Raw genomic sequence first — 25,304 nt, 5'->3', positions numbered from 1 at the left:
CCGCCCGTGCAGCGCACACTCTTCACCGACGACCACGAGACGTTCCGCGCGCTGGTCCGGGACGTCGTGACGAAGGAGGTGGTCCCCCACTACGCCGAGTGGGAGAAGGCCGGCCGACTGCCCCGTGACTTCTTCGAACTGCTCGGCGGGCTGGGCCTGCTGGGCATGGCGGTCCCCGAGGAGTACGGCGGTGGGGGCCGGCCGGACTACCGCTACAACGTGGTCCTCCAGGAGGAGGCGGCCCGCGCCCTGGTCACCCTGGGCACGGTGCGCACCCAGCTGGACGTGGTCCTTCCCTACTTCCTCGCCTACGCCGACGCCGGGCAGCGGCGGCGCTGGTTCCCGGGGCTCGCCTCCGGGAAGCTGCTCACCGCCATCGCGATGACCGAGCCCGGCACCGGCTCCGACCTCGCCGGGATCCGCACGACCGCCGTGCGGGACGGGGACGCGTACGTGCTCAACGGGACGAAGACGTTCATCACCGGCGGGCTGCTCGCCGACCTGGTGATCGTGGTGGCGCGTACGGCGTCCGACCCGGGGGACCGGCGGGCGGGGCTGACGCTGCTCGTCGTCGAGGACGGCATGCCCGGCTTCACCCGGGGGCGGGTGCTGGACAAGCTGGGCATCAAGGTGCAGGACACCGTCGAGCTGGCCTTCGACGACGTCCGGGTGCCGGTCGCCAACCGGCTCGGCGAGGAGGGCGCCGCCTTCTCCTACCTCGGCCACAACCTCCCCCAGGAGCGCATGACGGTCGCGGTCGGATCGGTGGCGCAGGCGCGGGCCGCGCTCGACACGACGGTGGCGTACGTCAAGGAGCGCAAGGCGTTCGGGCGGACCGTCGCCTCCTTCCAGAACACCAAGTTCGAACTCGCCGCCGTGGCGACCGAGTTGGAGGCCGCGCAGACCCTGCTCGACCGTGCCGTGCTGGAACTCGTCGAGGGCCGGCTGTCCGGCGCCGACGCGGCGAAGGTCAAGCTGTTCTGCACCGAGACGCAGGGCCATGCCGTCGACCGCTGTCTTCAACTCTTCGGCGGGTACGGCTACATGCTGGAGTACCCGATCGCCCGGCTGTACGCGGACGCCCGCATCACCCGCATCTACGCCGGCACGAGCGAGGTCATGAAGGTCATCGTCGCCAAGTCGCTGGGGTTGTGAGGCACATGGAGGACTTCTCCGCCAGGGCGGGGCTGGCGTTCGTCGCGGGCGGCACCGGCGGCATCGGCGCGGCGGTCGTACGGGCCCTGGCCGCACGGGGCAGCGCGGTCGCGTTCACCTACCGGGTGAACCGGGAGGCGGCGCGGTCGCTGGCGGACGAGGTGAAGGCGGTCGCGGCGCTGCCGCTCGACCTCACGGACGAGGAGGCGACGACCCGCGCGGTGACCGGGACGGCCCGGGCGTACGGCGGGATCCACACCCTGGTGTACGCGGCGGGTCCGCATGTGCCGATGAGGCACCTGAGCCGGGTGTCGCCGGGCGAGTTCCGGGCCCAGGTGGAGGGGGACGCGGTGGCGTTCTTCAACCTCGTCCACCCCGCACTGCCGCTGCTGCGCGAGAGCCGGGGCAACGTCGTCGCGGTCACCACCGTGGCGACGCGCCGTTTCCCGGTGCGCGACGGGCTGTCCTCGGGAGCCAAGGGCGCCGTCGAGGCGGTGGCCCGCGCCCTGGCCGCCGAGGAGGGCCGGTACGGGGTCCGCGTCAACTGCGTGGCGCCCGGCATGCTCACCGACGGCATCGCGGGGCGGCTGATCGAGTCGGGTGAGCTGGACGACGACGCCCTCGCCGTCACCCGGCGCAACATCCCGTTGCGCCGCTTCGGCTCGGCGGCGGACATCGCGGAGGCGGTGTCCTTCCTGGCCTCGGACCGGGCGGGGTTCATCACGGGGCAGGCGCTGGGGGTGGACGGAGGCTACAGCGTGTGAATCGGCTCCCCCGCGATATACGTGGCCCGGACGGCCTCCGCCGAGAGCGCGTCGAGCGCCTCGCGCCGGGGGACCTGGAGCAGGCACAGGTCGGCGGCCGAGCCGACTGTCAACTCCCTCGGCTGTGCGGGGCGTTCGGGTGAGCCGAGGAAGAGCCGCAGGGCGTCCTCGGGTGTGAGGGCCTCTCCGTCGTCGCGTCGGACGGCCGCCCGCATCACCGCCCACGGGTCGTGGGTGCCGTACGGCGCGTCCGTGCCGGCGGCGAGCGGGACGCCCGCGGCGGCCAGGCTGCGGCAGCGGTAGAGGTGCGGGCGGTCGTCCGGGCGGACGTCGGTGGCGTAGGCCCGCGCGCGTTCCACGGGGAAGTGCGGCTGGGTCACCACGGTCACGCCGAGCCGGCGGATCCACTCGACCGTCTCGGCCGGGACGACGGCCGCGTGCTCGATGCGGTCGCCCTCGATCGGGCCCGCCTCGTCCAGGGCCAGCAGGGTGACGAGCAGCTGCACCCGGGTGACGCAGTGGACGGCGACCGGACGAGGGCGCAACTCGGTGATGGTGGCGGCGAGTTCGTCGGGGGTGGGGAGGGTCGGGTCGTCGAGCATCAGCTTCACGGGCGGATCGGTGGGCGTCTTCGCCGCCGGGTGGGCGGACGCCACGGCCGACGGGTCGGCGGACATGACGACGAGCCGCTGCGGCAGGACGGACAGGACCTGGGCGAGGCCGGCGCGGGGGTGCGGGTCGGCGTTGGTGAAACCGGTGACGCCGAGCCGGGCCGCCCGGCGCCCCACCGCCGCAAGGTCGAGCGGGACAGCCGGGACGAGCCGGCGCAGCCGTTCGTCCGCCCGCCACAGCCGGCCGTCGCCGTCGGCGGTGTCGAGCCCGGCGGCCCGCAGAGCCGCGGTGTTGAGGAACCACATCGCGCCGGTGCGGTGCTGGACGCGGACCGGCCGGTCGGGCACGAGGGCGTCCAGCGCGGCGCGGTCCAGTTCCCCGGCGACGCTCTCGTGGTAGCCGACGGCCCGTACCCACTCCCCCGGCGGCCCGGCCCGCAGCGCCGCGGCGAGCCCCGCCCGGCCGTGGACGTCGGCGGGCCCCACCCGCACCGAGGCGGCCTCCGCCGCCAGGGCCGTCAGGTGGACGTGGTGATCGTGCAGCCCCGGCAGCAACGCCCCACCATGCCCGTCCAGATCGCCCGGCCCGGGCAGGCCCCGCCCGATCTCGGCGATCCGCCCGGTCAGGACCCGCACGTCCACCCGTCCGCGCCCGGCCACCTCCACATCCCGGATCAACACGGGCGGCGCTCCGGGGCTCTCACCGCGCAGGCTCGGGGCGACCGTTCAGCCCGCCCCGTGACGCCCCGCCGACGGCACGGCCGCGTCCCCGGGATCCGCCCGGGGCCACGCCACACCCACAGAGCCCCGCGCGCCGCGGCCCCGGCGCACCCCCGCTTCACCGCGACCGCCTCTTGACTCCGCCTCACCACGACCCCGGCCTCCGCCCCACCCAAGGGGCCTCACCCGCCGCCCCGACATGCCCCCACCTCGGCACGACCGCCTCCCGACCCCGCCTCACCACGACCCCGGCCTCCACCCCACCCGCAGGGCCCCACCCGCCACCCCGACATGCCCCCACCTCGGCACGACCGCCTCCCGACCCCGCCTCACCACGACCCCGGCCTCCACCCCACCCGCAGGGCCCCACCCGACACTCCGGCGCCCGCCCCGCCGCACCACAACCGCCTCCCGACCCCGCCTCACCGCGACTGCCGGGATCCGCCCCACGACCCGCCCCACTCCCGGCATCCGCCCCACCCACAGGGCCTCACCCGACACCCCGGCGCCCGCCCGCCTCACCGCAACCGCGCCCGAGCCCCGCCGCACCACGACCACCCCGTGGACCCGGCTCATCGCACCCGCCCCCGGACCCCCGCAAGCGCCGCCGCGCATGCCGTCATGGACACGCAGAGCAGCTCTCCGCCGCCGGCGGTCAGGGAGCGGGTGGTGGCGTGGGCGGCGAACAGGCCCGTGACCGGGTCGGCGAGGGCGTCGCCGAGGAACACCGGGCGGCCGTCCGTGTCGCGGCCGGTGAGGCCGCCCGCCACGGCCGCGTCGTCACCGAAGGCGACACGGTCGTCGTCGCGGCCGTAGCCGGTGATGCTCACCCAGACACGGCCGGGCCGGGCGGCGAGGAAGCGTTCCGCGTGGATGCCGAGCCGGCGCAGGGCCCTCGGCCGGGACGCCTCGATGACGACGTCCGCCTCGGCGATCAGGCGGGCGAGTGCGGGGGTGGTGAAGTCGAGCACACGGCTCTCGTGCCCCTCGTGCAGCCGGCGATAGAACTCCGGGTGCCCGGAGCGGGCCCCGTCGGGCCGGGTCGTGCTCTCCACCTTCACCACGAGCGCGCCGGCACGCCCCAGCAGGGAGGCGCAGAGCGGACCGGCCCAGAGGGCGGAGAGGTCGACGACACGGAGACCGGTGAGGGCGCGAGGCCGCCGTGATCCGTGGCGGGTCGCGCGGACGGGGGTGCGGTCGGCGCCGGTCGAGGCGTGAGCCGCCGCCGGGATGCCCAACAGTTGTGCCTGAGCGGCCAGTTGGGCGGACGTGACGCTCCGCGCCGCCGCGGGCAGATCCGCGTCCGGGTTCGCCCCGAGGAGGGCCAGCAGCGCGGGCAGGGCGGCCGTGTCGTCGGGGCGGGCCAGGTTGACGGCGGCCCAGCCGTCGGCGGTGGCGAGAAGCCGGCAGGAGCCGCCCGCCGAGGTGCGGCCGGGGAGGCGGAAACCGGCCAGGCGCGCCCGCAGGAAGAGGGCGCTGGGCAGGTCGACGGGGACGCCGGTGAGGGCGGTGAAGTCGTCGGTCACCCGGGCGAGGGGGCCGAGGTGCGGGGCGACCGTCTCCATCCAGCAGGCTTCGAGAGTGGCATTCTTCCGCATGCGAACACCCTTCTCCTCCGAGGTGAGGCAAGATTACACTCCCGGGGTCATGGAGCCGCCCTTCCGTCTGCTCGATCTCGACCTCGACCGCGGCACCGGGCCGCCGTCCTCGCCGGGGCACGCGGTGCTGGTGGGTCTGGCGGCCCGGCCCCGTCCGGTCGGCGGCGAGTTCGACGTCCTCCTGACGGCCGTACCCGACCCGCCGCGTCCGTGGGTCGGGTGTCCCGATCCGTACGCCACCGCCCGGCTCCTCCGCGAGAACGTCACCCGGCAGCCGGCGGCCTCCGTCACCCTGGCGCAGGTCCTGCGCATGGGAGCGGCGCTGCCCGCCGGGGACCGGCTGGTCGTGGAGTCCCTCGCGTACTCCGCCCTGCAGGGCGGCGCGGGCTTCCGCCACTGGCTGGCCGCCGCCCGTCCACGGATCCCGCGCCCGGCCGCCGAGCCGGTGCGGCTGCACCGCGACGGCGACCGCCTCACCGTCACGCTGGACCGCCCATGGGTGCGCAACGCCTTCGACGCCGCCACGCGCGACGCGCTGTGCGAGGCGCTGGAGGTGGCCGTCGCGGACCCGTCGATCACCCGCGTCGACCTGCACGGCAACGGGCCGGCGTTCTGCAGCGGCGGCGACCTCGCCGAGTTCGGTACGTCCCGGGATTCCGCCGCCGCTCATCTCGTCCGGGTCGGCCGCAGTCCCGCCGCCCTGCTCCAGCGCTGCGCTGCGAAGGTGACCGCCCATCTGCACGGCGCCTGCGTGGGCGCGGGCATCGAGCTGGCGGCGTTCGCGGGCCGGGTGCGGGCCGCGCCCGGTACGACGGTCCGGCTGCCGGAGACCGGCATGGGACTGATCCCCGGCGCGGGCGGCACGGCGAGCCTCCCATTCCGGATCGGCCGGGAGCGCACGGCGTATCTGGCGCTGACCGGAACCCCGTTGGGGGCGGTGGAAGCACTCGCCTGGGGGCTGGTCGACGAGATCGGCGAGATCGGCGGGCGGACTCCCCCGGCGCGGCCCGCGGAGTTCCGCGTCACGTAGTCAAGCCGGTCGACGACCTCCCGAGGACCGGCCTGACTACGAGTCATGCCAGTCTTGGCGGCTGATCGTCGCACGTCAAGACCCGCCCCGGCCCTTCCCGGACACTCACCGGCCGACACACGGATTTTCCTTCCGCGCCCGCACCGGGCCGGAAATGCGCACCCCGATGCGGACATGCCGTCCAAAGGAACCCATTTCTTTCGGTCGTTCATGTTTCTATGGCGTGAGTGGGGAGTGAACGCCGCCGGGACCGAAAGGAATTCAACCGGTTTCCTCCACCCTGGCCGACCGTCCGGGACTGACCGAATCATTGCGGCTGGTCACCAGCCGATCGTTCGATCGTTGACCGGTGAGTAATAAGAGCACTACCTTTCCATGCGTTTCGAGCGACGTTTTAATCCGCGTTCCGCGGTGATCCGTGCCCGCGGGAATGCGGTGCACCGCCTTTGCCGTCCTGAACCCCCCACCCTGCGGTTTCACGTTGATTCGGAGAATCATGACGTCCGCTGTGCGTTCCGAGGACATGATCATCGGCATCACCCCCTTCCGTGAGCCCGATGCCGGGCTGGCCCTGGCGGTCGGCCGGGCCGGCGGGCTAGGTGTGCTCGACCTCGGGCCCGGGGACCGAAGAGCGCGCGAGGCACTGTCCCGGCTGCGCCGCGCGTCACCGGGCGCGTTCGGCGTCCGGGTCGGACCGGGCTGTCGGCTCACACCCGCCGCTCTCACACCCGCCCACCCCGCCGACCCCGCTGCCCCCGCCACGGGCGGTCCAGGGCCGGCCGGTCCGCACACGGTGGTCCTCGCCGCCGACGCGCCCTGGCCGGTCGCGGAGGTGGCCGACCGGTACCGCGTGCTGGTGGAGGTCACCGATCTGGCGGGCGCGCGGGAGGCGGCCCGCGCCGGGGCGCACGGGCTGATCGCGCGGGGCGCGGAGTGCGGTGGCCGGATCGGGGAGTTGAGCACCTTCGTCCTGCTGCAGCAGCTGCTCGCGGAGCCCGGCCTCGGGCTGCCGGTGTGGGCGTGCGGCGGCATCGGCCCGCGTACGGCCGCCGCCGCGGTGGCCGGCGGGGCGGCCGGCGTGGTCCTGGACAGTCAGCTCGCCCTGCTGGACGATTCGGCGCTGCCCGAGCCCGCGGCTGCCGCGCTGCGCGCGATGGACGGCTCGGAGACCGTCGTCCTGGCCGGTCACCGCGTCCTGCAGCGGCGCGGCCCGGACGCCCCGGGCGTCCCGGACGACGCGGGACCCGAGGCGGTGGCGGCGCTGCTGGGTGCCCGGGACGCGCGCACCCAGCTGCTCCCGGTGGGCCAGGACGGGTTCCTCGCCGCCCGCTTCGCCGAGCGCTGGGGGGACGCCCGGCGCACGGTACGGGCTCTGCGCGACGCGGTCCTGGACGCCGTACGCGACGACACGGCCGTACGGGCGCTGCGGGCGGACTCGCCGATGAGCCGGGCGCTCGGCACGCGGCTGCCGCTGGCGCAGGGGCCGATGACCCGGGTGAGCGACGAGGCGTCCTTCGCCGCCGCGGTCGCCGCGGAGGGGGCGCTGCCGTTCCTGGCGCTGGCCCTGGCGGACGGGGCGCGGACGCGGGCGATGCTCGCGGAGACCCGGGAGGCGGTGGCGGGGCGCCCGTGGGGGGTGGGTGTGCTCGGCTTCGCGCCGGAGGACGTGCGCGCCGCCCAGCTGGAGGCCGTACGGGAGCTGCGGCCGACGCACGCGATCATCGCGGGCGGGCGGCCGTCGCAGGCGCAGGCGCTGGAGCGGGACGGCATCCGGACCTTCCTGCACGTGCCGTCGCCGGGGCTGCTGCGGCAGTTCCTCCAGGCGGGGGCGCGCCGGTTCGTGTTCGAGGGCTCGGAGTGTGGCGGACACGTGGGACCGCGCGGCAGCTTTCCGCTGTGGGAGGCCCAACTCGCTGTTCTGGAAGACCACTTGGCCGACTCAGGCGCTTCGGACGGCTCGGACGTGGAGGTGTTCTTCGCGGGCGGGGTGCACGACGAGCGGTCGGCGGCGATGGTCGCCGCGCTGGCCGCGCCGCTGACCGCGCGCGGTGCGGCGGTCGGCCTGCTCATGGGTACGGCGTATCTGTTCACCGAGGAGGCGGTGGCGCACGGCGCGATCCGGCCACTGTTCCAGCGGCAGGTGCGGGAGGCCGACCGCACCACGCTCCTCGAGAGTGCGCCGGGCCACGCGACCCGGTGTGTGCCCAGCCCGTTCGCGGCCGGTTTCCGCGCGGAGGAGGCCCGGCTGCGCGCGGAGGGCGTGCCCGAGCGGCGGATCTGGGAGGAGCTGGAGCGGCTCAACGTCGGCCGGCTGCGCATCGCCAGCAAGGGCGTGACCCGGGACGGCACCGGCCCGCTCGCCCCGGTCGACGAGCAACGCCAGTACGCCGAGGGAATGTTCATGGCCGGGCAGGTGGCCGTGCTGCGTTCGGCGACCACGACCCTGGCGGCGCTGCACACGTCGGTGACCACGGGCGCGGCCTCGCATCTCGCGCTGCGGGCCGCCGAGTTGGGCCTGGAGACGGCTGCGCGCGAGGAGCCCGGGGCTCCGGCGCCGCTCGACATCGCGGTCGTCGGCATGGCGTGCATGTTCCCGCAGGCACCCGACCTGCCGACCTTCTGGGCCAATGTGGTCGGCGGCGTGGACGCGGTCGGCGAGGTGCCGGCCGACCGCTGGGACCCGGCCGTCCACCACGGCGAGTCCACCCCGTCGAAGTGGGGCGGTTTCCTGCCGCCGATCCCCTTCGACCCGCTGCGCTACGGCATCCCGCCCGCGTCCCTCGGCAGCGTCGAGCCGGTGCAGCTGCTGTCCCTGGAGGCCGCCCGGCGTGCGCTGGAGGACGCCGGATACGGCGACGGGGGGCGGGAGTTCGACCGCTCGCGCACCTCGGTGGTGTTCGGCGCGGAGGCGGGCAGCGACCTGTCGAACGCGGCCACGCTGCGGGCCGTGCTGCCCTCGTACTACGGGAAGGTCCCGGCCGGCCTGGACGAGCAGCTCCCGCGGCTCACCGAGGACTCCTTCCCCGGCATGCTCGCCAACGTGATCTCCGGGCGGATCGCCAACCGGCTCGACCTCGGCGGCGCCAACTACACCGTCGACGCGGCCTGCGCCTCCTCGCTCGCCGCGGTGGACGTCGCCTGCAAGGAACTCGTCGCCGGCACCTCCGACGTGGTGCTGTGCGGCGGCGCCGACCTGCACAACGGCATCAACGACTACGTCCTGTTCTCCTCCGTCCACGCCCTGGCCCCGACCGGCCGCTCCCGCGCCTTCGACGGCTCGGCGGACGGCATCGCGCTCGGCGAGGGCGTGGCGTGTGTCGTCCTCAAGCGGCTCGCGGACGCCGAGCGCGACGGCGACCGGATCTACGGTGTCGTCAAGGGGCTCGGCTCCTCCAGCGACGGCCGCTCCCTCGGCCTGACCGCCCCCCGCCCGGAGGGCCAGCGGTCGGCGCTGGAGCGGGCGTACCGCAACGCGGGCGTCTCTCCGGCCGAGGTCGGTCTCGTCGAGGCGCACGGCACCGGGACGGTGGTCGGCGACCGCACCGAACTGCGCATCCTGAGCGAGGTGTTCGCCGAGGCCGGGGCGAAGTCCGGTGACTGTGCGCTCGGTTCGGTGAAGTCGCAGATCGGTCACACCAAGTGCGCGGCCGGGCTGGCCGGGATGATCAAGACGCTGCTGGCGCTGCACACGGGGGTCAGACCGCCGACCCTGCACATCGAGACGCCCAACGCGGCGTGGGACGCGCAGAGCAGCCCGTTCGCCTTCCACGCGGAGGCACGGCCCTGGGCGGCGCCCGCCGAGGAACGGATCGCCGGGGTCAGCGCGTTCGGGTTCGGCGGCACCAACTTCCATGTGGTGCTGGGTGCCTACGCGGACGGGGCGCCGCCGGTGCGGGGCCTGGACGCCTGGCCGGCCGAGCTGTTCCTCTTCCGCGGGCGCGACGAGGCCGCGGCCCACCGCGCGATCGAGGAACTGCTCAGGTGCGCGGAGGCGCAGGGCCGGCCGTGGCGACTGCGCGACCTCGCCCTGAGCGCGGCCCGGCGCTCGGACGCGAGCACCGATCCGGTGCGGGTCGCGGTCGTGGCGGCGGACGTGGCCGACCTCGTCGGGAAGCTGCGGCAGGCGCTGCGCGACGAGACCGACCCCCGGCACGGGGTGCACGCGTACGACCCCCAGGACGGCGAGGTCGCCTTCCTCTTCCCCGGCCAGGGCAGTCAGCGCACCGGTATGCTCGCCGACCTCTTCGTGGCCTTCCCCGAGGTGCGCCCCTATCTGGAGCTGGGCCGCTCCCACGCCGACGCGCTGTATCCGCCGGCCGCCTTCGACGACGCCGTACGGGACCGGCAGCAGGCCGCGCTCACCGACACCCGGGTCGCCCAGCCCGCCCTCGGCGTCGCCGGGCTCGCCGCGCACGCCGTGCTCACGGCGGCCGGGGTGCACCCGGACCTGGCCGCCGGGCACAGCTACGGCGAGCTGGTCGCCCTGTGCGCGGCCGGCGCCCTCGATCCCGAGACGCTGCTGGAGCTGAGCAGCGAGCGGGCGGCGGCGATCCTCGAGGCCGCCGGGTCCGCCGGTGACGAGCCCGGCAGCATGGCCGCCGTCGCGACCGGTGCCGAGGAGGTGACCCGGGCCCTGCGGGCGGCGGGCGCCCCGGACTCCGTGGTGCTCGCCAACCTCAACTCGCCGTCTCAGACCGTGATTTCGGGCCCGACCGACGCCGTCTCCGAAGCCGTACGGCTGCTGCGGGAGGCGGGGCTCGGGGCCAAGCGGATCCCCGTCGCGTGCGCCTTCCACAGCCCGCTGGTGGCGGGCGCCGGTGACCGGTTCGCCGAGGCGCTCGCCGCCCGGCCGGTGCACGCGCCCGAGTTCCCCGTCTGGTCCAACCGCACGGCCGCCCCGTACGACGCCGATCCCGAGGCCGTGCGGGCCGGGCTCGCCGCGCAGATCGGCGCGCCCGTCGCCTTCGTCGCGCAGATCGAGGCGATGTACGAGGCGGGAGCGCGGGTCTTCGTCGAGGCCGGCCCCGGGTCCGTGCTGACCCGGCTGGTCGGGCAGATCCTCGGGGACCGCCCGCACCGCACGGTGGCCTGCGAGCCCCGGCCGGGCAGCGGTCTGCGCGGCTGGCTCGACGCCCTGGCGCAGCTCGCCGTGGCCGGGCTGCCGGTGCGCACCGGATGGCTGCTGCGCGGCCGGGGCGCGGTCGACGCCGTCCGCACCCCCGTACCGAAGCGGCCCGGCTGGACCGTGGACGGGCACCTGGTCCGCACGGCCGCCGGTGCCCTCCTGCCCGGTGCCCTCGCACCGGCCCGACGTGTCGTGAACCCCGTCGAAGGGACTGTGACGACTGTGACGACGAACCCCCCGCACGGCGTCCCGTCCGACCGGGACGCGCTGATCTCCGAGTTCCTGCGCACCAGCCGGGAGATGATCGCCGCCCAACGGGACGTGCTGCTCACCTACTTCGGCGCCGTGCCCGGGGCGCCGATACCGGCACCGGCCGGGGCTCAGGTCGTGGTCCGGCCCGAGGTGACCCCGGCGATGCCCGAACTCGCCGTCGCGCCGGCACCGGTCCCGGAACCCGAACCGGCGCCGGCCGGGGACACCGACGTCGAGCAGGTCGTCCTGGAGATCATCAGCGAGCGCACCGGCTACCCCGTCGACATGATCGAGCCCGACCTCGATCTGGAGGCGGACCTCAGCATCGACTCCATCAAGCGGGCCGAGATCGCCGGTGAGCTGGCGAGGCGGCTGGGCGCCGGCGCGGGTGCGGACCTCACCTCGATGGACGACGCCGAGCTGGAGGAGCTGGCGAAGGCGCGGACCGCTGCGGCGGTGACCGACTGGCTCAGGTCCAGGCTGGAAGGCCCCGCGCAGGAACTCCCACAGGGACCACCACAGGCCCCCGTACCGTCCGTGGCGGGTCCGGAGGAGGACGTGACCGGCGAGCCGCCCCGGCGGCACATACTGCGACCGGTCCTCCTGGAGGCCGACGCGTCCGACCCGTTCCCCGTGCTCTCCGGCACCCGCTGGACCGTCCTGGGGGACGCCCCCGAGGCCGCCGCCCGGCTGACGGCCCACGGCGCCGAGGTCGTCGTACACGGCCGGGACCATGTGCTGTCGGAGGCCGACGGGCCGGTGGACGGTGTGCTGTACCTCGGGGCGCTCGCGGGCGCGGAGGACGACGCGCCGGTGCTGCCGGACGCGTTCCCCGTGCTGAAGGCGGCCCTCGGACTCTCGCCGCGGTGGCTGCTGGCCGTGCGGCACGCCGACGGCGAGGTGCCGGACGCGCGCTCGGCCGGGCTGCGCGGCCTGTTCCGGACCGTGGCGCGGGAGTACCCGGAGACGCTCGCGCGGGTCGTCGACCTGGCCGACGCCTCGGCGTCCGCCGTCGCCGACGCGGTGGTGGCGGAGGCCGTCGCCGGCGACCGTACGCCGGTGGTGGTGCGCTCGGCCGGCGGACGGTACGGCTTCGAGCTGGTCGAGGCGCCGCTGGGCGCGCTCGGCAGCACGGGCGCCGGGCCCGCCGGGGACGGGGTCGCCGAGGCGGCCGCGCTCGGTCTGGAACGGGACTCGGTGGTGGTGCTGGCGGGCGGGGCGCGGGGCATCACCGCGCAGTTCGCGGCCGCGCTCGCCGGTGCCGCCCGCTGCCGGCTGGAGCTGCTCGGCCGTACGCCCGCCCCTGACGGCCCCGAGGCCGCCGACACCTCCGCCGCGCGCACCCCGGCCGCGTTGCGGTCCGTGCTCGCCGCGCGCGGTGGGCTGAAGCCGGCCGAGATCAACCGGGCCGCCGAACTCCTGCTGGCCCAGCGGGAGATCACCGCGACGCTCGCCGAACTCACCGCGCTCGGCGCCCGCGTGCGCTACCGCTCGGTCGACTTCCGGGAGCCCGAGGCGGTGGTGCAGGCGGTCAAGGAGATCCACGCCGAGCACGGCCGGCTCGACGGCGTGGTGCACGCGGCCGGGGTGATCGAGGACCGGCTGATCGCGGAGAAGACCGCCGAGTCCTTCCAGCGGGTCTACGGCACCAAGGCGACCGGCGCGGACGCGCTGCTCACGGCGCTGGAGGAACTGCCGTCCGCGCCCGCGTTCACCGTGCTGTTCGGCAGCATCTCCGCCGTCCTGGGCAACCGGGGCCAGGTGGACTACGCGGCCGCCAACGACGCGCTGGAGACCCTCGGCGCGGCCTTCGCCGCCCGCACCGGCCGGCGCGCGGTGACCGTGCACTGGGGGCCGTGGGCGCCCGCGCCCTCCCACGCCGGGATGGTCGGGGCGGAGCTGGCCCGTGAGTACGCCCGGCGCGGCATCCGGCTGATCGACCCCGAGGAGGGGACGGCGGCGCTGCTGCGGGAGCTGGCGTGGGGCGAGCAGTCGGCCACGGCCGTGGTCCACACCGCGTCGGGCTGGTGACGGCTCCCGTGGCCCTTGCGTCGACCGCATCCGTGATGGCACGTCAAGTTCAGGTGGCCATCGTGGGGATGGCCGTGTTGCTGCCGGGCGCCGCCGACCTGGACACGTACTGGCGGAATCTGCGGGACGGCGTGGACGCGATCGGCGAGGTGCCGGACGGGCGCTGGGACGCCGACTACTACCGGCCCGGCACCGCGGCCGAACCCGCGGTCGCGGACCGGGTCTACGCCCGGCGGGGCGGGTTCGTGGACGGGCTGGCGGAGGTGGAGGTCACCCGGTTCGGGATCATGCCGAACTCGGTGGCCGGCACCGAGCCCGACCAGCTCATCGCCCTGCACGTGGCCTCCGCCGCCCTCGACGACGCGGGCGGCCCGGACCGCCTCCCCGACCGAGGGCGCGTCGGCGTCGTCCTCGGCCGGGGCGGCTACCTCACCCCCGGCCTGGTCCGGCTCGACCAGCGGGTGCGCACGGCGGGCCAGCTCGTGCGCACGCTGGGCGAACTGCTTCCCGACCTGACCGACGGGCAACTCGCCCTGGTGCGGGCGGCGTTCACCGAGCGGCTCGGTCCGGACAGTCCCGAGTCGGCGATCGGTCTCGTGCCCAACCTCGCCGCCTCCCGGGTCGCCAACCGGCTCGACCTGCGCGGTCCCGCCTACACCGTGGACGCGGCCTGCGCGTCGTCGCTGGTCGCGGTCGACCAGGCGGTCGGCGAACTGGCCTCCGGGCGTTGCGACCTGATGCTCGCGGGCGGTGTCCACCACTGCCACGACATCACCCTGTGGAGCGTCTTCTCCCAGCTGCGCGCGCTCTCCCCCAGCCAGCGCATCCGTCCCTTCCACCGGGACGCCGACGGCATCCTGATCGGCGAGGGCACGGGGGTCGTCGTCCTCAAACGGCTGGCCGACGCCGAGCGCGACGGCGACCGGATCTATGCCGTCGTCCGCGGCACCGGGGTGGCGAGCGACGGCCGCGCGGCCGGGCTGGTCAACCCCGACCCCGGCGGCCAGGCACAGGCCGTACGGCAGGCCTGGCGGGCCGCCGGACTCGACCCCGCGGTGCCCGGCTCGCTCGGCCTGCTGGAGGCGCACGGCACCGCGACCCCGGCGGGCGACGGCGCCGAACTGACCACACTGGCCGAGGTGTTCGGACCGCCCGGGGTGCCGGGAGACGGCGACCGCGACGCGGTCCTCGGCTCGGTGAAGTCGATGATCGGGCACACCATGCCCGCCGCCGGTGTCGCCGGCCTGATCAAGGCCGCCCTCGCCGTCCACCACGCCACACTCCTGCCCACGCTGCACTGCGACGACCCGCACCCCGCACTGGCCCACACCCGCTTCCGCACCCTGGAAAAGGCGGCGGAATGGGAAACGACACCGGCCCGGCCGGTACGCCGGGCGGCCGTCAACGCCTTCGGATTCGGCGGGATCAACGCGCATGTCGTCCTGGAGGAGGCACCGGGGGGCCGGGGCGCGGCGCAGCAGACGGCAGGGCTGCGCCCGGGAGTCGATGCGGTAGCTCGGGGGGCCCGCTCGACCGAGGGCGCGGTCACGCCGGGAGCGCATGCCTTCGGCGATGCGGTCACACCGGAGGCCCGACCTGTCCGCGACGCGGTCACACCGGGAGCCCATCCCGTCGGCGACGCGGTCACGCCGGGAGCCCATATCGCCGACCACGCAGTCATGCCAGGAGCTCGCCCCGGCCGCGGCCCGCTCACGCGCGTCGTCGAGCCCGAGCGTGTCCTGTTGCTCGCCGCCGGTTCGCCGGATCGGCTGGCCGGGCTGCTCGACGCCGATGACGGCACCGTCCGCGCCGCCGGGCTCGACCCCGACCGTCCGCATCCGGACGCGGGAGCGGCCCGGCTCGGGATCGTCGATCCGACGGCCAAGCGGCTCGCGCTGGCCCGGCGCGCGGTCGGCAAGGGGCGTGCCTGGCACGGCCGCAGCGACGTCTGGTTCCGGCCGGACCCCTTGCTGGGTGCCGGACGCGGCAAGCTGGCGTTCCTCTTCCCGGGCCTGGAGGGCGACTTCACGCCCCGGGTCGACGACATCGCCGCCCACTTCGGCCTGCCCGCGCCCGCGCTTCCGCGAGGGCAGACGGACGACGTCGGCCGGCACGGCTTCGGGGTGGTCGCCGTGGGCCGCCTCCTCGACACCGCGCTGCGCCGCACCGGGATCGTGCCGGACGCGGTCGCAGGGCACAGCGTGGGCGAGTGGACGGCGATGGCGGCGGGCGGACTGTACGCCGGGGACGAGGTCGACGCCTTCATGGCCGGCTTCGACCCCGACTCCGTGACCGTCCCCGGTCTCGCCTTCGGCGCGATCGGCGCGTCCGCCGACCGCGTGCTGGCCGCCCTGCGCGACGAGGGCGGGGCCGCGGCGGGACTCGTCCTCTCCCACGACAACGCACCCGGTCAGTCCATGGTGTGCGGGCCGGAGGAGGCGGTGGAGGACTTCGTCCGGGCGTTCCGCTCCCGGGGTGTCCTCAGCCAGGTGCTGCCGTTCCGCTCGGGCTTCCACACACCGATGCTGGAGCCCCACCTCGGCCCGATCAGGGAGGCCGCCGACCGCTTCCGGCTGCACCCGCCGCACACTCCCGTCTGGTCGGGCACGATCGCCGCACCCTTCCCCGAAGGGGAGGCGGAGATACGGGAGTTGTTCGTCCGACACCTGCTGGAGCCCGTACGCTTCCGGCAGTTGACGCTGGCCCTGTACGCGTCGGGCCACCGCGTGTTCGTCCAGGCGGGTCCGGGGCAACTCGGCTCCCTCGCCGGGGACACACTGGGCGGACTCGATCACCTGGTCGTGGCGGCCAACTCGCCCCACCGCACCGGTCTGGCCCAGCTCCGTCGCGTGGCCACGGCCCTGTGGACGGCGGGGGCGGCGGTGGCGCCCTCCCTGCCACGGCGGCCCGGGCGGTCCGACACCCGACAACGGCCGCCGGTGAGGCTCGACCTGAGCGGGGCGCTGGTGTCGCTCGCGCCGGACCGGCTGGCCGGACTCCGCGAAGAGCTCCGCACCAGCGGCACCAACCCCCGCACCGGCACCAGTCCCTCATCACTCGACGCCCTCGTCCAACACTCCCCGCTGGCCGCCGAGTTGAGCGCGCTCATGCGCGAGACGGCGGACACGGCCGCAGCCGTGATGAGCAGCCTCGCCTCGCCGACCGCCGTCTCCCCGACCCCCAGCCCCCTCACCCCCCTCACCCCCCGCCGCACCACCGTCCACGTCTCCCCCGACACGATGCCCCACCTCCTGGACCACTGCTTCTTCCCGCAGCGCCCCGGCTGGCCCGACGTGGCCGACCGGTGGCCCGTGGTCCCGGCGACGACGATCGTGCAGCACATCATGGACGCGGCGGCCGAGGCGGCCCCCGGCACCGTGCCGGTCGCCGTGCACGGCGCGCGGTTCGAGGAGTGGCTCACCGCCACCCCCGCCGTCGACGTACCGGTGACGGCGACGCCCGAGGGCCCGGACCGCTTGGCCGTGTCGTTCGGGCCCCGCGCCCGCGCCACCGTCGAACTCGCCGCCCGCCACCCGTCCCCGCCCGAGTCCCCCTGGCCGGTGCCGGGCGCCGAACGCGCCCCCGACCACACCGCCGCCCAGCTCTACGACGAGCGCTGGATGTTCCACGGCCCGGCGTTCCAGGGCGTCACCGAGCTGACCGCGATCGGCGACCGGCACGTCCGCGGGGTCATCACGACCCCGCCCGCACCCGGCGCGCTGCTGGACAACGTCGGCCAGATCCTCGGCTACTGGATCATGGCGACCCGCACGGAGCGGACCGTCGTCTTCCCTGTCGGCATGCGGGAGCTGCGCTTCTTCGGACCGCACCCGGCGCCCGGCACCGAAGTCGGCTGCCTCGTCCGGATCACCTCGCTCACCGACACCGCCCTGGAGGCCGACGTCCAGCTGACGGTCGACGGCACGCTGTGGGCGGAGCTGTCCGGCTGGCAGGACCGCCGCTTCGACAACGACCCGAAGACCCGTCCCGTGGAGCGCTTCCCGGAGCGCAACACCCTGTCCGAGGCCCGGCCGGGCGGCTGGTCGCTGCTGCACGAGCGGTGGCCGGACCTCGCCTCCCGCGAGCTGATCATGCGCAACTCGCTCGGTGGCGAGGAGCGTGCGCAGTACGCGGCGCACGCCCCGCGCGGGCGCCGGCAGTGGCTGCTCGGCCGGATCGCGGTCAAGGACGCCGTACGGCAGTGGCTGTGGGACCACGGCGAGGGCCCGGTCTTCCCAGCGGAACTGCGGGTGCGCAACGACGAGTCGGGCCGCCCGTACGTCACCGGGGCGCACGGCCGCGGCCTGCCCCCGCTGGCCGTGTCGCTGGCCCACTGCGCCGAGGCGGGCGTCGCGATCGTCCGGCCGTACACGCCCGGGCCGGGCCCCGGCATCGACGTCGAGGAGGTCACCGACCGCGGACCGGAGACGGTGGCCACCGCCCTCGGCGCCGCTGAACTCCGCCTCCTGCACAGCCTGTCGGCCACCGGCGGCGACTCCGAGGCCCGCTGGTTCACCCGCTTCTGGACGGCGAAGGAGGCCGTCGCCAAGGCGGAGGGAACCGGGTTCGGCGGACGCCCGCGGGACTTCACCGTGCTCGACGCGTCACCGTCCGGCGACCGGCTGACCGTCGCGGGACGGCTGGCCCCCGCCTACACCGTCCACTGCGAGCCGGCCGCCAACCCGCCCACCCTGCCGGCCCGTGAGTACGTCGTGGCCTGGACCCCGGGACCCGCAGAAGTGATCACGGGACCGACTCGAGCGAAGGAGTACGACCGATGACCCCCGTCACCGCCGACGAGGAGAGCGTCCTCGCCGATCTCACCGGCATGCTCGCGCGTCTCCTGGAGGACGAGTACGGCCTCGACGACGTCGAGATCGGGATGCAGACCACCTTCAACCGCGACCTGGAGCTGGAGAGCATCGACCTGGTGACCCTGGCCGGGATGCTCCAGGAGCGGTACGGCGACCGGATCAACTTCGCCGAGTTCCTGGCCGGCATGGAGTTCGACGAGATCATCGAACTCACCGTGGGGCGGCTCGTCGAGTACGTGGTGACCGGGCTCAAGACGGCGGAGGCGAGCTGAGCCATGGCGATGGTCGACACCGGCGCCGTCCGGCTGCACGTCCAGCGGATCGGCCCCCGCCAGGGCCGCCCGGCCACCGCCACCGTGGTGCTGGTGCACGGTCTGCTCACCGACAGTCTGGCCAGCTACTACTTCACCGTCGCCCCCGCGTTCGCGGCCGCCGGCCTCGACGTCGTCATGTACGACCTGCGCGGCCACGGCCGCAGCGAACGCCCCGCCGACGGCTACACCCTGGACCACAACATCGACGACCTGGAGGCGCTCCTCGACCGGCTGGCGGTGACCGGTCCGGTGCACCTGGTCGGCAACTCCTACGGCGGCACGATCGCGTTCGGCTGGGCGGCCCGCCACCCGGAGCGCGCCGCCAGTGTCTGCCTCATCGAGTCCGAACCGGCCACCCCCGCCTGGGCGGTGAAGCTGGACCGCATCCTGGGGTGGGTGCTGGAGCAGCTCGCGCACCACGAGCCCGAGGCCATCGCCTGGGTCACGGCACACCGCGGGCAGCACACCGCCCGTCTGGCCAAGGGCGCGGCCCGGCTCGTCCGCGAGACCACGCTCACCCGGGAGATCCCGGCCAGCCGGGTCCTGACGGAGGACCGGATCGCCGCGGTGCGCTGCCCGGTGCTCGGCGTGTACGGCGGTGACTCCGACCTGGCCGAGCAGGCGCCCTGGCTGAAGTCGGTGCTGCCGGACTGCCGGACCGTGCTGCTGCCGGGGCACGAGCACTCGGTGCTGGTGGAGGCGTCGGGGACGGTCGGGGGACACATCCTGTCCCTGGTGGAGGAGACACGGGGGGTGGCGGCCCGGTGAGCCGGTTCCTGTTCGTCGTACCTCCACTCGTCGGGCACATCAACCCGACCGTCGGCGTCGCCGCCGAACTGGCCGCGCTCGGGCACGAGCCGGCGTGGGTGTGCCCCGATCCGGAGCTGGTCGGGCGGCTCGCGGGACCGGAGGCCACGGTGTTCGCGTGCGCCGGGTCGGTCCGGGGCGAGCGGCCGGCCGAGCTGCGCGGGCCGGAGGCGCTGAGGTTCCTGTGGGAGTGGTACCTGCTGCCGCTGGCCGAGGCGATGGCGCCGGGTGTGCGGGCGGCCGTCGGGGAGTTCCGGCCGGATGTCGTGGTGTCCGACCAGCAGGCCTTCGCGGGGGCGTTCACCGCCGAGCGGCTGGGCGTGCCGTGGGTGACCTCGGCGACGACGTCCGCCGAGTTCACGGATCCGCTGGCCGGGCTGCCGAAGGTGCGGGAGTGGGTGGACGAGCGGCTGGCCGGGCTGCGGGCGTCCCTCGGGGATCCGGCGGGCACCGCCGATCCCCGTTTCTCGCCGCGTCTCGTCCTCGCCTTCAGCACCCCGGAGTTGGCGGGACCCGCCGAGGGCGTCGGCTGGGTCGGGCCGTCGATCGCCGGGCGCCCGGTCTCCTCCGGCTTCCCCTGGGAGTGGCTCGACCCGGGCCGGCCGACGGTCCTGGTCACGCTCGGCACCGCCAACACCGAGGTCGGCGCCCGCTTCCTCGACGTGTGCCGTGCGGCGCTGCGGGAGAGGGCCGACCGGGTGCAGGCGGTGATCGTCGACCCGGGCGGCACGCTGAGCGGGGGCGATGACGACAAGGACGTGCTGATCGTGCCGTCCGTGCCCCAACTGGCCCTGCTGGAGCGGGGCATGGGAGCGGTGATCTGCCATGCCGGGCACAACACCGTGTGCGAGGCGCTGTGGTTCGGCACCCCGCTGGTGGTCGCGCCCATCCGGGACGACCAGCCGGTGGTCGCCGCGCAGGTCGTCGAGGCGGGGGCCGGGGTGCGGGTGCGGTTCGGACGGGTCGGCGCGCAGAAGCTGGGCGCGGCGCTGGACGGCGTGCTGCACGAACCCGGGTACCGCGCGGCGGCCGAGCGGATCCGTACGGCGTTCCGGGCCGCCGGTGGGGCCACCGCCGCCGCGGCCCGTCTCGACGAGCTGGCAAGGGAGTTCGGATGAGTGACGAAGGCAAGCCGGGCGAGCGGATCGCCGCGCTGCGCCCCGCCTACCGGGCCGACCTCGCCGCCGGGCCGGGGCGCTTCTTCGAGCCCCGGCGCACCACCTGCCCCTGGTGCGGCTGTACCGACCTCACCACCCGGCTGCGCACCACCGACCTGCTCCAGCACAAGCCGGGCCGGTTCGTCCTGGACCTGTGCGAGGGCTGCGGGCACGTCTTCCAGAACCCCCGGTTGAGCGCGGAGGGACTGGAGTTCTACTACCGGGACTTCTACGACGGCCTCGGGGAGAAGAGGCTCGGCGAGACCTTCGGCGGCCGCACGAAGACGTACCGGGGGCGGGCCGAGTCGATGCTGCCCCACGACTTGGGGCCGAAGACGTGGCTGGACGTGGGCACCGGGCACGGTCACTTCTGCGCGGCGGCGCGGCAGGTGCTGCCGGACACGGCGTTCGACGGACTGGACTTCACCGACGGCGTCGAACTCGCCGAGCGGGAGGGCCGGGTGGAGCGCGGCTACCGGGGCAACTTCCCGGATCTCGCGCCCGAACTGGCCGGCCGTTACGACGTGGTGAGCATGTTCCACTACCTGGAGCACAGCACCGACCCCGACCGGGAGCTGCGGGCGGCGCGGGAGGCGGTGCGGCCGGGCGGGCACCTGCTGATCGAGGTCCCCGACCCCGAGAGCCGGTACGCCCGGCTGCTCGGCCGCTGGTGGCTGCCGTGGCTGCAGCCGCAGCACCTGCACTTCGTGCCGGTGGCCAACCTGCGGGACCGGCTGACGGAGCTGGGCTTCACGGTGGTCGCGGAGCAGCACGCCGAGCCGCACGACCCGGTGGACCTGCTGGCCGCCGTATGGCTGGCGCTGGACCATGTGGCGCCGCGCGACGACGCGCCGTGGCTGCCCGAGCCGCCGGGCGCGCTGCGCCGCACGCTGCGGGCGGCGCTGCTGCTCGCCGGGGTTCCGGCGCTGATCGCGGGCACCCTGCTCGACCGGTTCGCCGTGCGGCCGCTGGCGCACCGGCTGGGCGTGTCGAACGCCTACCGGATCGTGGCCCGGCGCGACTGACGGGTGGGCAGACGCGTTTCGCCGTGCTAGCTTCGGGCCCACTGAACCATCAGGAATCCTGGCGATCGACGGTACGGCTCGACGAACGGAACCCCCATGTCCTTCCTGGCCAGACCGGCGGTGGCGACCCGCGCCGCCAAGACGATGCAGGGCCTGACCCGGCTGGCGAGCCGCCGGTCGGGCGGGCCCGGTTCGGCGGCCGCCTGGCAGGGTCGCTTCCCCGAGTACCCCCGGGACGCGAGCGAGATCACCATCCCGACGTCGGTCGCCCCGGCACCGGCCACGGTGTATCTGCCGCCGGCCGGGACGGGCGGCCGGCCGCCTGTCCACGTCAACTTCCACGGCGGCGGTTACGTCATGTCGATGCCGGTGATGGACGACGCGCTGTGCCGGTTCCTCGCCGTCGAGGCGGGGGTCGTGGTGGTCAACGTGAAGTACGTCGTCGCCCCGCAGCACCCCTTCCCCGCGCCCACCACACAGGCGTACGAGGTGGTGCGCTGGGTGGCCGGGCACGGCGCCGAGCACGGCTGGGACGGCGAGCGGCTCACCGTGGGCGGGCAGAGCGCGGGTGGCGGGCTCGCCGCGGCCGTGGCCCGCCAGGCCCTGGAGCGGGGCGGCCCGTCGATCGCGCTGCAGATCCTGCACTACCCTCCGCTGGACCTGGCCACCGCCGCCAGGGACAAGAAGGCCGCGGTCGCCAAGCCCCTGCTGCGGCCCTGGATGGCGGAGGTCTTCGACACGTCGTACGTGCCGGACCCCCGGGAGCGCGGCGACCGGCTCGTCTCCCCCGCGCACCCCTCGGACACCGCCGATCTGTTGGGCATCGCCCCGGCTCTGGTGATCACGGCCGAGTACGACCTGCTGCGCGCCGAGGCGACCCGCTACGCCGAGCGGCTGCGCGCGGCCGGCGCCCTGGCCGAGCACCACGAGGTCGCCGGCGCCGACCACGGCTACGACACGAACGACGACGACAAGGCCCGCGCCGGCTACGCCCTGATGGCCCGTCACCTCCGAAGGGCCACCGCGCCCGACGCCTCCTGAGAGGCGCGGGCGCCGCGGTCCTGCCGGAAGCCGCCGTTCCCCTATTCGGCGGCTTCCGGCAGGACGACCCCGAGCCTGTCGGCGCGCTCGGCCAGCTCGCGCCACACCTTCGGCGCGACCGGGATGCCCTTCGCGCCGCGCCCCTCGGCCACGGCGGCGCTGCGCTCGCCCGGGTAGAACACGCCCTGCGCGCCGTCCGCGACGGGCAGGCCCTTCAGTGTGCCCAGCGTCGCGTCGACGTCCTGGGCGAAGACGTCCGCGCCGCCGAAGGCCGCCGGGTCCACGGCGATGAGCAGGGCGTTCTGGCGGTGCCCCCGCCCGGCCGGGTCGTCCGAGTGGAACGCGGCGAAGATCGGCGCGCCGACGAGCACGCTGGTCAGCAGCTCGAACGCCAGGGACATGCCGGAGCCCTTCGCGCCGCCCAGCGGCAGCGGCATGACCGCCTCTTCCGGGTCGGTGGTCGGGGTGCCGTCCGCGGTGGCGGCCGCACCCTCGGGCAGCGGGGTGCCGGCGGCCTTCGCCTGGCGGATCTTCCCGAGGGCGATGGTGGCGGTGGCCATGTCGAGCAGCAGGGGTGCGTGCTGCCGTGCCGGTACGGCGACGGCGAGCGGGCTCGTGGCCACGGCCGCGCCCTTCACCCCCGTGTAGCCCATGTTGGGCATACCGGCGACGAAGCCGATGCCGACCAGGCCCTGCTCGGCGATCCGCGACACGTAGTAGCCGATCGCGCCGGTGTGCACGGTGCGGCGTACGCCCACCGCGGCGACACCGGTCGCCCTCGCCCGGGTGACGGCCTCGTCCGCGGCGGCGGACAGGGCGACGGGGCCCGGGGCGCGGTCGGCGTCCAGGACGGCCGCGGCCGGCGCACTGGACTCGACCACGATCCGGGCGTCCGCGTTGGCGACGCCCTTCTCCAGCAGGTCCAGATAGGCGGGGACGCGGGCGATGCCGTGCGAGTCGACGCCGCGCAGCGCCGCCCAGACGAACACGTCGGCGGTGGTGCGGGCGTGCTCGGCGCTCAGACCGCCTTTCTCGAGGAGGGCCGCGCAGAACGTGCGCAGGTCCTCTGCGGGCACCAGGACCTTCGAAGGTGGGGTGGACATGGTGGCGGGTGCCTCCTGGTTCATGGTGGCGGGTGCCTCCCGCTTCAGCGGGTGACGAGGACGTCGACGACGGCGGTGGTTCCCTCCGCCACGGCCTTCAGGGCGCGCTCCAGCGCGGGTCCCAGCGCGTCCCGGGTGTCGACGGTCTCGGTGTGCATCCCGAACGGCTCGGCGAACCCGGCCAGCCGGGGCAGCCGGTGCAGATCGGTGCCGAGCCACTCGCCGGTCCCGGCGGCCGCGCCCTCGGGGTAGAAACGGCGGTGGTTGAGGTTCATCGACTTGTAGACACGGTTGTTGAACACCACGATCAGCAGCGGGAGTTCGTACGCCTTCGAGGCGTCGTACGACGCGATGACCGGGTTGTAGGCGAACGCGCCGTCGCCGATGGTGAGGACCACCGGCCGCTCCCGCGCGGCGAGTTTGACGCCGAGCGCGACCGCGATGCCCTGGCCGAGGCCGCCCTGGACGTAGAAGTAGGAGTCCGGTTCGGCCGTGCGGAGGTGGCGCTTGACGACACGGCTGTGGGTGATGGTCTCGTCGACGACGATCGCGTCCCGCCCGTCGAGCAGCGCGCGCAGGGTGGCGGCGACCAGCACCGGGTCGATGCCCTCGGCCTGCGCCGCCTGGCTCTCCGTCCGCTCGATCGCGTCCTGTTCGGCGGCGGACCTGGCCTCCTGCGCCGCCCGCCGCACCGCCACCGACTCGTCGTCGAGGTCCTTGGCCCGCTTGGTCAGCTGGCGCAGGGTGTGGGCGACGTTGCCTTCCAGGTACCGGTCGGCGTACAGGACCTGGTAGACGACGTGGGGGCGCTGCGGGACCTCGTCGACGACGACGATCCGCGCCTTCGAGGGGCGCCGCGACGGCGGGTAGAACGGCGCGCGGCAGTTCACGAGCAGGATCAGGTCCGCCGTGTCCATCCAGGGGCCGATGTCGCTGCCGGCGTGCAGTGGGTGGGTGCGCGGGAAGTTGCCGCACACCGCCGAGTCCGGCTCGACGACCGGGATGTTCCAGGCCTCGGCGAAGGCGACGAGGGCCTCGAAGCCGCCCGCCTCACGACCCGCCGTCTCCGTGACGATCACGGGGTTGGCGGCCTCGCGGATCATCCGGGCGACGGGGTCGACCTCCTCGGGCGAGCTGTGCGTGGAGCCCGGCGCGACGATCGGCTTGGCCTCGCGGCCGTCCCAGTCCTCGAGGAGGATCTCCAGCGGGATGTTGAGATACGCCGGGCCGGCCGGGGCACGCCAGGACAGCTCCGCCGCCCGCGTGATCATCGTGGGCAGCGTGTGCACGCTCGCCGCCTCGTTCGACCACTTGGTGAACGGCTGTGCGACGCCGTGCGGGCCGCCCACGATCGACAGGTTGCGGTACCACTGGCCGCCCGGGTCGTGCCCGGGGGCGTCGCCGTACGTGGTCGACTCCGAGGAGGCGACCACCATCGGCACGCCCGCGAGGAGCGCGCCGTGCACAGCCATCGAGCCCTGCAGCAGACCGGGGGCCGCGTGCAGCAGCACGCCCTGGGGGCGGCGCCTGAGGAGTCCGTAGCCGGTGGCCATGCCGACGGCCACGGTCTCGTGGGTCAGGTCCAGATACTGCGGCGCCGGCTCCCCGTCGCGGTGGCGGCGGGCCAGGGACTCCCACACCGGGGCCCACTCGGACCCCGAGGAGCAGAAGAGGTAGTCGGCACCGACGGCGTTGAAGGCGGCGACGAAGGCATCACCGCCGTCGATGCCGGATGTGTGGGTGCTTTCGGTCATCTC

14 protein-coding genes are annotated in these 25,304 nt (G+C 75.0%); 10 read left to right on the top strand and 4 right to left on the bottom strand.

What is annotated here, in order from left to right:
• Positions 1–6: 6 nt before the first annotated feature.
• Both ACIRF9_RS08000 and ACIRF9_RS07995 read left to right on the top strand, forming a co-directional pair.
• The gene (locus ACIRF9_RS08000) at positions 7–1,155 is read left to right on the top strand and encodes an acyl-CoA dehydrogenase family protein (protein WP_403818103.1); all 1,149 of its coding nucleotides are present in this window, start codon (positions 7–9) and stop codon (positions 1,153–1,155) included.
• A 5-nt stretch (positions 1,156–1,160) separates the two neighbouring features.
• The gene (locus ACIRF9_RS07995; protein ID WP_403818100.1) at positions 1,161–1,919 is read left to right on the top strand and encodes an SDR family NAD(P)-dependent oxidoreductase; all 759 of its coding nucleotides are present in this window, start codon (positions 1,161–1,163) and stop codon (positions 1,917–1,919) included.
• Here the strand turns inward: ACIRF9_RS07995 and ACIRF9_RS07990 are convergent.
• Both ACIRF9_RS07990 and ACIRF9_RS07985 read right to left on the bottom strand, forming a co-directional pair.
• Positions 1,907–3,211, bottom strand: coding sequence for an amidohydrolase family protein (locus tag ACIRF9_RS07990; protein ID WP_403818097.1), 1,305 nt, complete (start codon positions 3,209–3,211; stop codon positions 1,907–1,909). The genes ACIRF9_RS07995 and ACIRF9_RS07990 overlap by 13 nt on opposite strands.
• A 611-nt stretch (positions 3,212–3,822) precedes the next feature.
• A complete protein-coding gene (locus tag ACIRF9_RS07985; RefSeq protein WP_403818094.1) occupies positions 3,823–4,848 on the bottom strand; it encodes a CoA transferase in 1,026 nt (341 codons plus the stop codon).
• 49 nt (positions 4,849–4,897) lie between these two features.
• Between ACIRF9_RS07985 and ACIRF9_RS07980 the strand changes: the two genes are divergently transcribed.
• The 8 genes from ACIRF9_RS07980 to ACIRF9_RS07945 all read left to right on the top strand — a co-directional run bounded on the left by ACIRF9_RS07980 (position 4,898) and on the right by ACIRF9_RS07945 (position 22,444).
• Positions 4,898–5,878, top strand: a complete 981-nt coding sequence (locus ACIRF9_RS07980; protein ID WP_403818091.1) for an enoyl-CoA hydratase/isomerase family protein — start codon at positions 4,898–4,900, stop codon at positions 5,876–5,878.
• A 496-nt stretch (positions 5,879–6,374) separates the two neighbouring features.
• Positions 6,375–13,286 (top strand): SDR family oxidoreductase, encoded by a 6,912-nt coding sequence (locus ACIRF9_RS07975; protein WP_403818088.1) that lies wholly within the window; start codon positions 6,375–6,377, stop codon positions 13,284–13,286.
• Positions 13,287–13,321: 35 nt separating this feature from the next.
• Positions 13,322–18,067 carry a beta-ketoacyl synthase N-terminal-like domain-containing protein gene (locus ACIRF9_RS07970; protein ID WP_403818085.1) on the top strand — a complete coding sequence of 1,582 codons (4,746 nt, stop codon included), beginning with the start codon at positions 13,322–13,324 and terminating at the stop codon, positions 18,065–18,067.
• Positions 18,064–18,372 (top strand): acyl carrier protein, encoded by a 309-nt coding sequence (locus ACIRF9_RS07965; RefSeq protein ID WP_403818083.1) that lies wholly within the window; start codon positions 18,064–18,066, stop codon positions 18,370–18,372. Before ACIRF9_RS07970 ends, ACIRF9_RS07965 begins: the two co-directional genes overlap by 4 nt.
• 3 nt (positions 18,373–18,375) lie before the next feature.
• A complete protein-coding gene (locus tag ACIRF9_RS07960; RefSeq protein ID WP_403818080.1) occupies positions 18,376–19,182 on the top strand; it encodes an alpha/beta fold hydrolase in 807 nt (268 codons plus the stop codon).
• Positions 19,179–20,339 carry a glycosyltransferase gene (locus tag ACIRF9_RS07955; protein ID WP_403818078.1) on the top strand — a complete coding sequence of 387 codons (1,161 nt, stop codon included), beginning with the start codon at positions 19,179–19,181 and terminating at the stop codon, positions 20,337–20,339. Before ACIRF9_RS07960 ends, ACIRF9_RS07955 begins: the two co-directional genes overlap by 4 nt.
• Positions 20,336–21,403 carry a class I SAM-dependent methyltransferase gene (locus ACIRF9_RS07950; protein ID WP_403818075.1) on the top strand — a complete coding sequence of 356 codons (1,068 nt, stop codon included), beginning with the start codon at positions 20,336–20,338 and terminating at the stop codon, positions 21,401–21,403. Before ACIRF9_RS07955 ends, ACIRF9_RS07950 begins: the two co-directional genes overlap by 4 nt.
• 96 nt (positions 21,404–21,499) lie before the next feature.
• Positions 21,500–22,444 carry an alpha/beta hydrolase fold domain-containing protein gene (locus tag ACIRF9_RS07945; protein WP_403818073.1) on the top strand — a complete coding sequence of 315 codons (945 nt, stop codon included), beginning with the start codon at positions 21,500–21,502 and terminating at the stop codon, positions 22,442–22,444.
• 41 nt (positions 22,445–22,485) lie between these two features.
• Here the strand turns inward: ACIRF9_RS07945 and ACIRF9_RS07940 are convergent, their stop codons facing one another.
• Positions 22,486–23,547: an Ldh family oxidoreductase gene (locus tag ACIRF9_RS07940; protein ID WP_403818070.1), complete on the bottom strand. Its 1,062-nt coding sequence runs from the start codon at positions 23,545–23,547 to the stop codon at positions 22,486–22,488.
• Positions 23,548–23,591: 44 nt separating this feature from the next.
• Complete coding sequence (locus ACIRF9_RS07935) at positions 23,592–25,301, bottom strand: thiamine pyrophosphate-dependent enzyme (protein WP_403818067.1); 1,710 nt, start codon at positions 25,299–25,301, stop codon at positions 23,592–23,594.
• Positions 25,302–25,304 lie beyond the last annotated feature (3 nt).

The organism is Streptomyces sp. NPDC096132, assembly GCF_044763345.1.
Lineage (GTDB): Bacteria > Actinomycetota > Actinomycetes > Streptomycetales > Streptomycetaceae > Streptomyces.
The sequence above is the reverse complement of the archived record's forward strand: the minus strand, read 5'-3'. Positions and strand labels throughout refer to the sequence as shown.

Bases quoted from the DNA above. Each gene is read 5' to 3' on its own strand.
- ACIRF9_RS07980 (WP_403818091.1), top strand. From the start codon at position 4,898: ATGGAGCCGCCCTTCCGTCTGCTCGATCTCGACCTCGACCGCGGCACC.
- ACIRF9_RS07960 (WP_403818080.1), top strand. From the start codon at position 18,376: ATGGCGATGGTCGACACCGGCGCCGTCCGGCTGCACGTCCAGCGGATC.
- ACIRF9_RS07965 (WP_403818083.1), top strand. From the start codon at position 18,064: ATGACCCCCGTCACCGCCGACGAGGAGAGCGTCCTCGCCGATCTCACC.
- ACIRF9_RS07985 (WP_403818094.1), bottom strand. From the start codon at position 4,848: ATGCGGAAGAATGCCACTCTCGAAGCCTGCTGGATGGAGACGGTCGCC.
- ACIRF9_RS07995 (WP_403818100.1), top strand. From the start codon at position 1,161: ATGGAGGACTTCTCCGCCAGGGCGGGGCTGGCGTTCGTCGCGGGCGGC.
- ACIRF9_RS07975 (WP_403818088.1), top strand. From the start codon at position 6,375: ATGACGTCCGCTGTGCGTTCCGAGGACATGATCATCGGCATCACCCCC.
- ACIRF9_RS07940 (WP_403818070.1), bottom strand. From the start codon at position 23,547: ATGTCCACCCCACCTTCGAAGGTCCTGGTGCCCGCAGAGGACCTGCGC.
- ACIRF9_RS07945 (WP_403818073.1), top strand. From the start codon at position 21,500: ATGTCCTTCCTGGCCAGACCGGCGGTGGCGACCCGCGCCGCCAAGACG.
- ACIRF9_RS07950 (WP_403818075.1), top strand. From the start codon at position 20,336: ATGAGTGACGAAGGCAAGCCGGGCGAGCGGATCGCCGCGCTGCGCCCC.
- ACIRF9_RS07970 (WP_403818085.1), top strand. From the start codon at position 13,322: ATGGCACGTCAAGTTCAGGTGGCCATCGTGGGGATGGCCGTGTTGCTG.
- ACIRF9_RS07935 (WP_403818067.1), bottom strand. From the start codon at position 25,301: ATGACCGAAAGCACCCACACATCCGGCATCGACGGCGGTGATGCCTTC.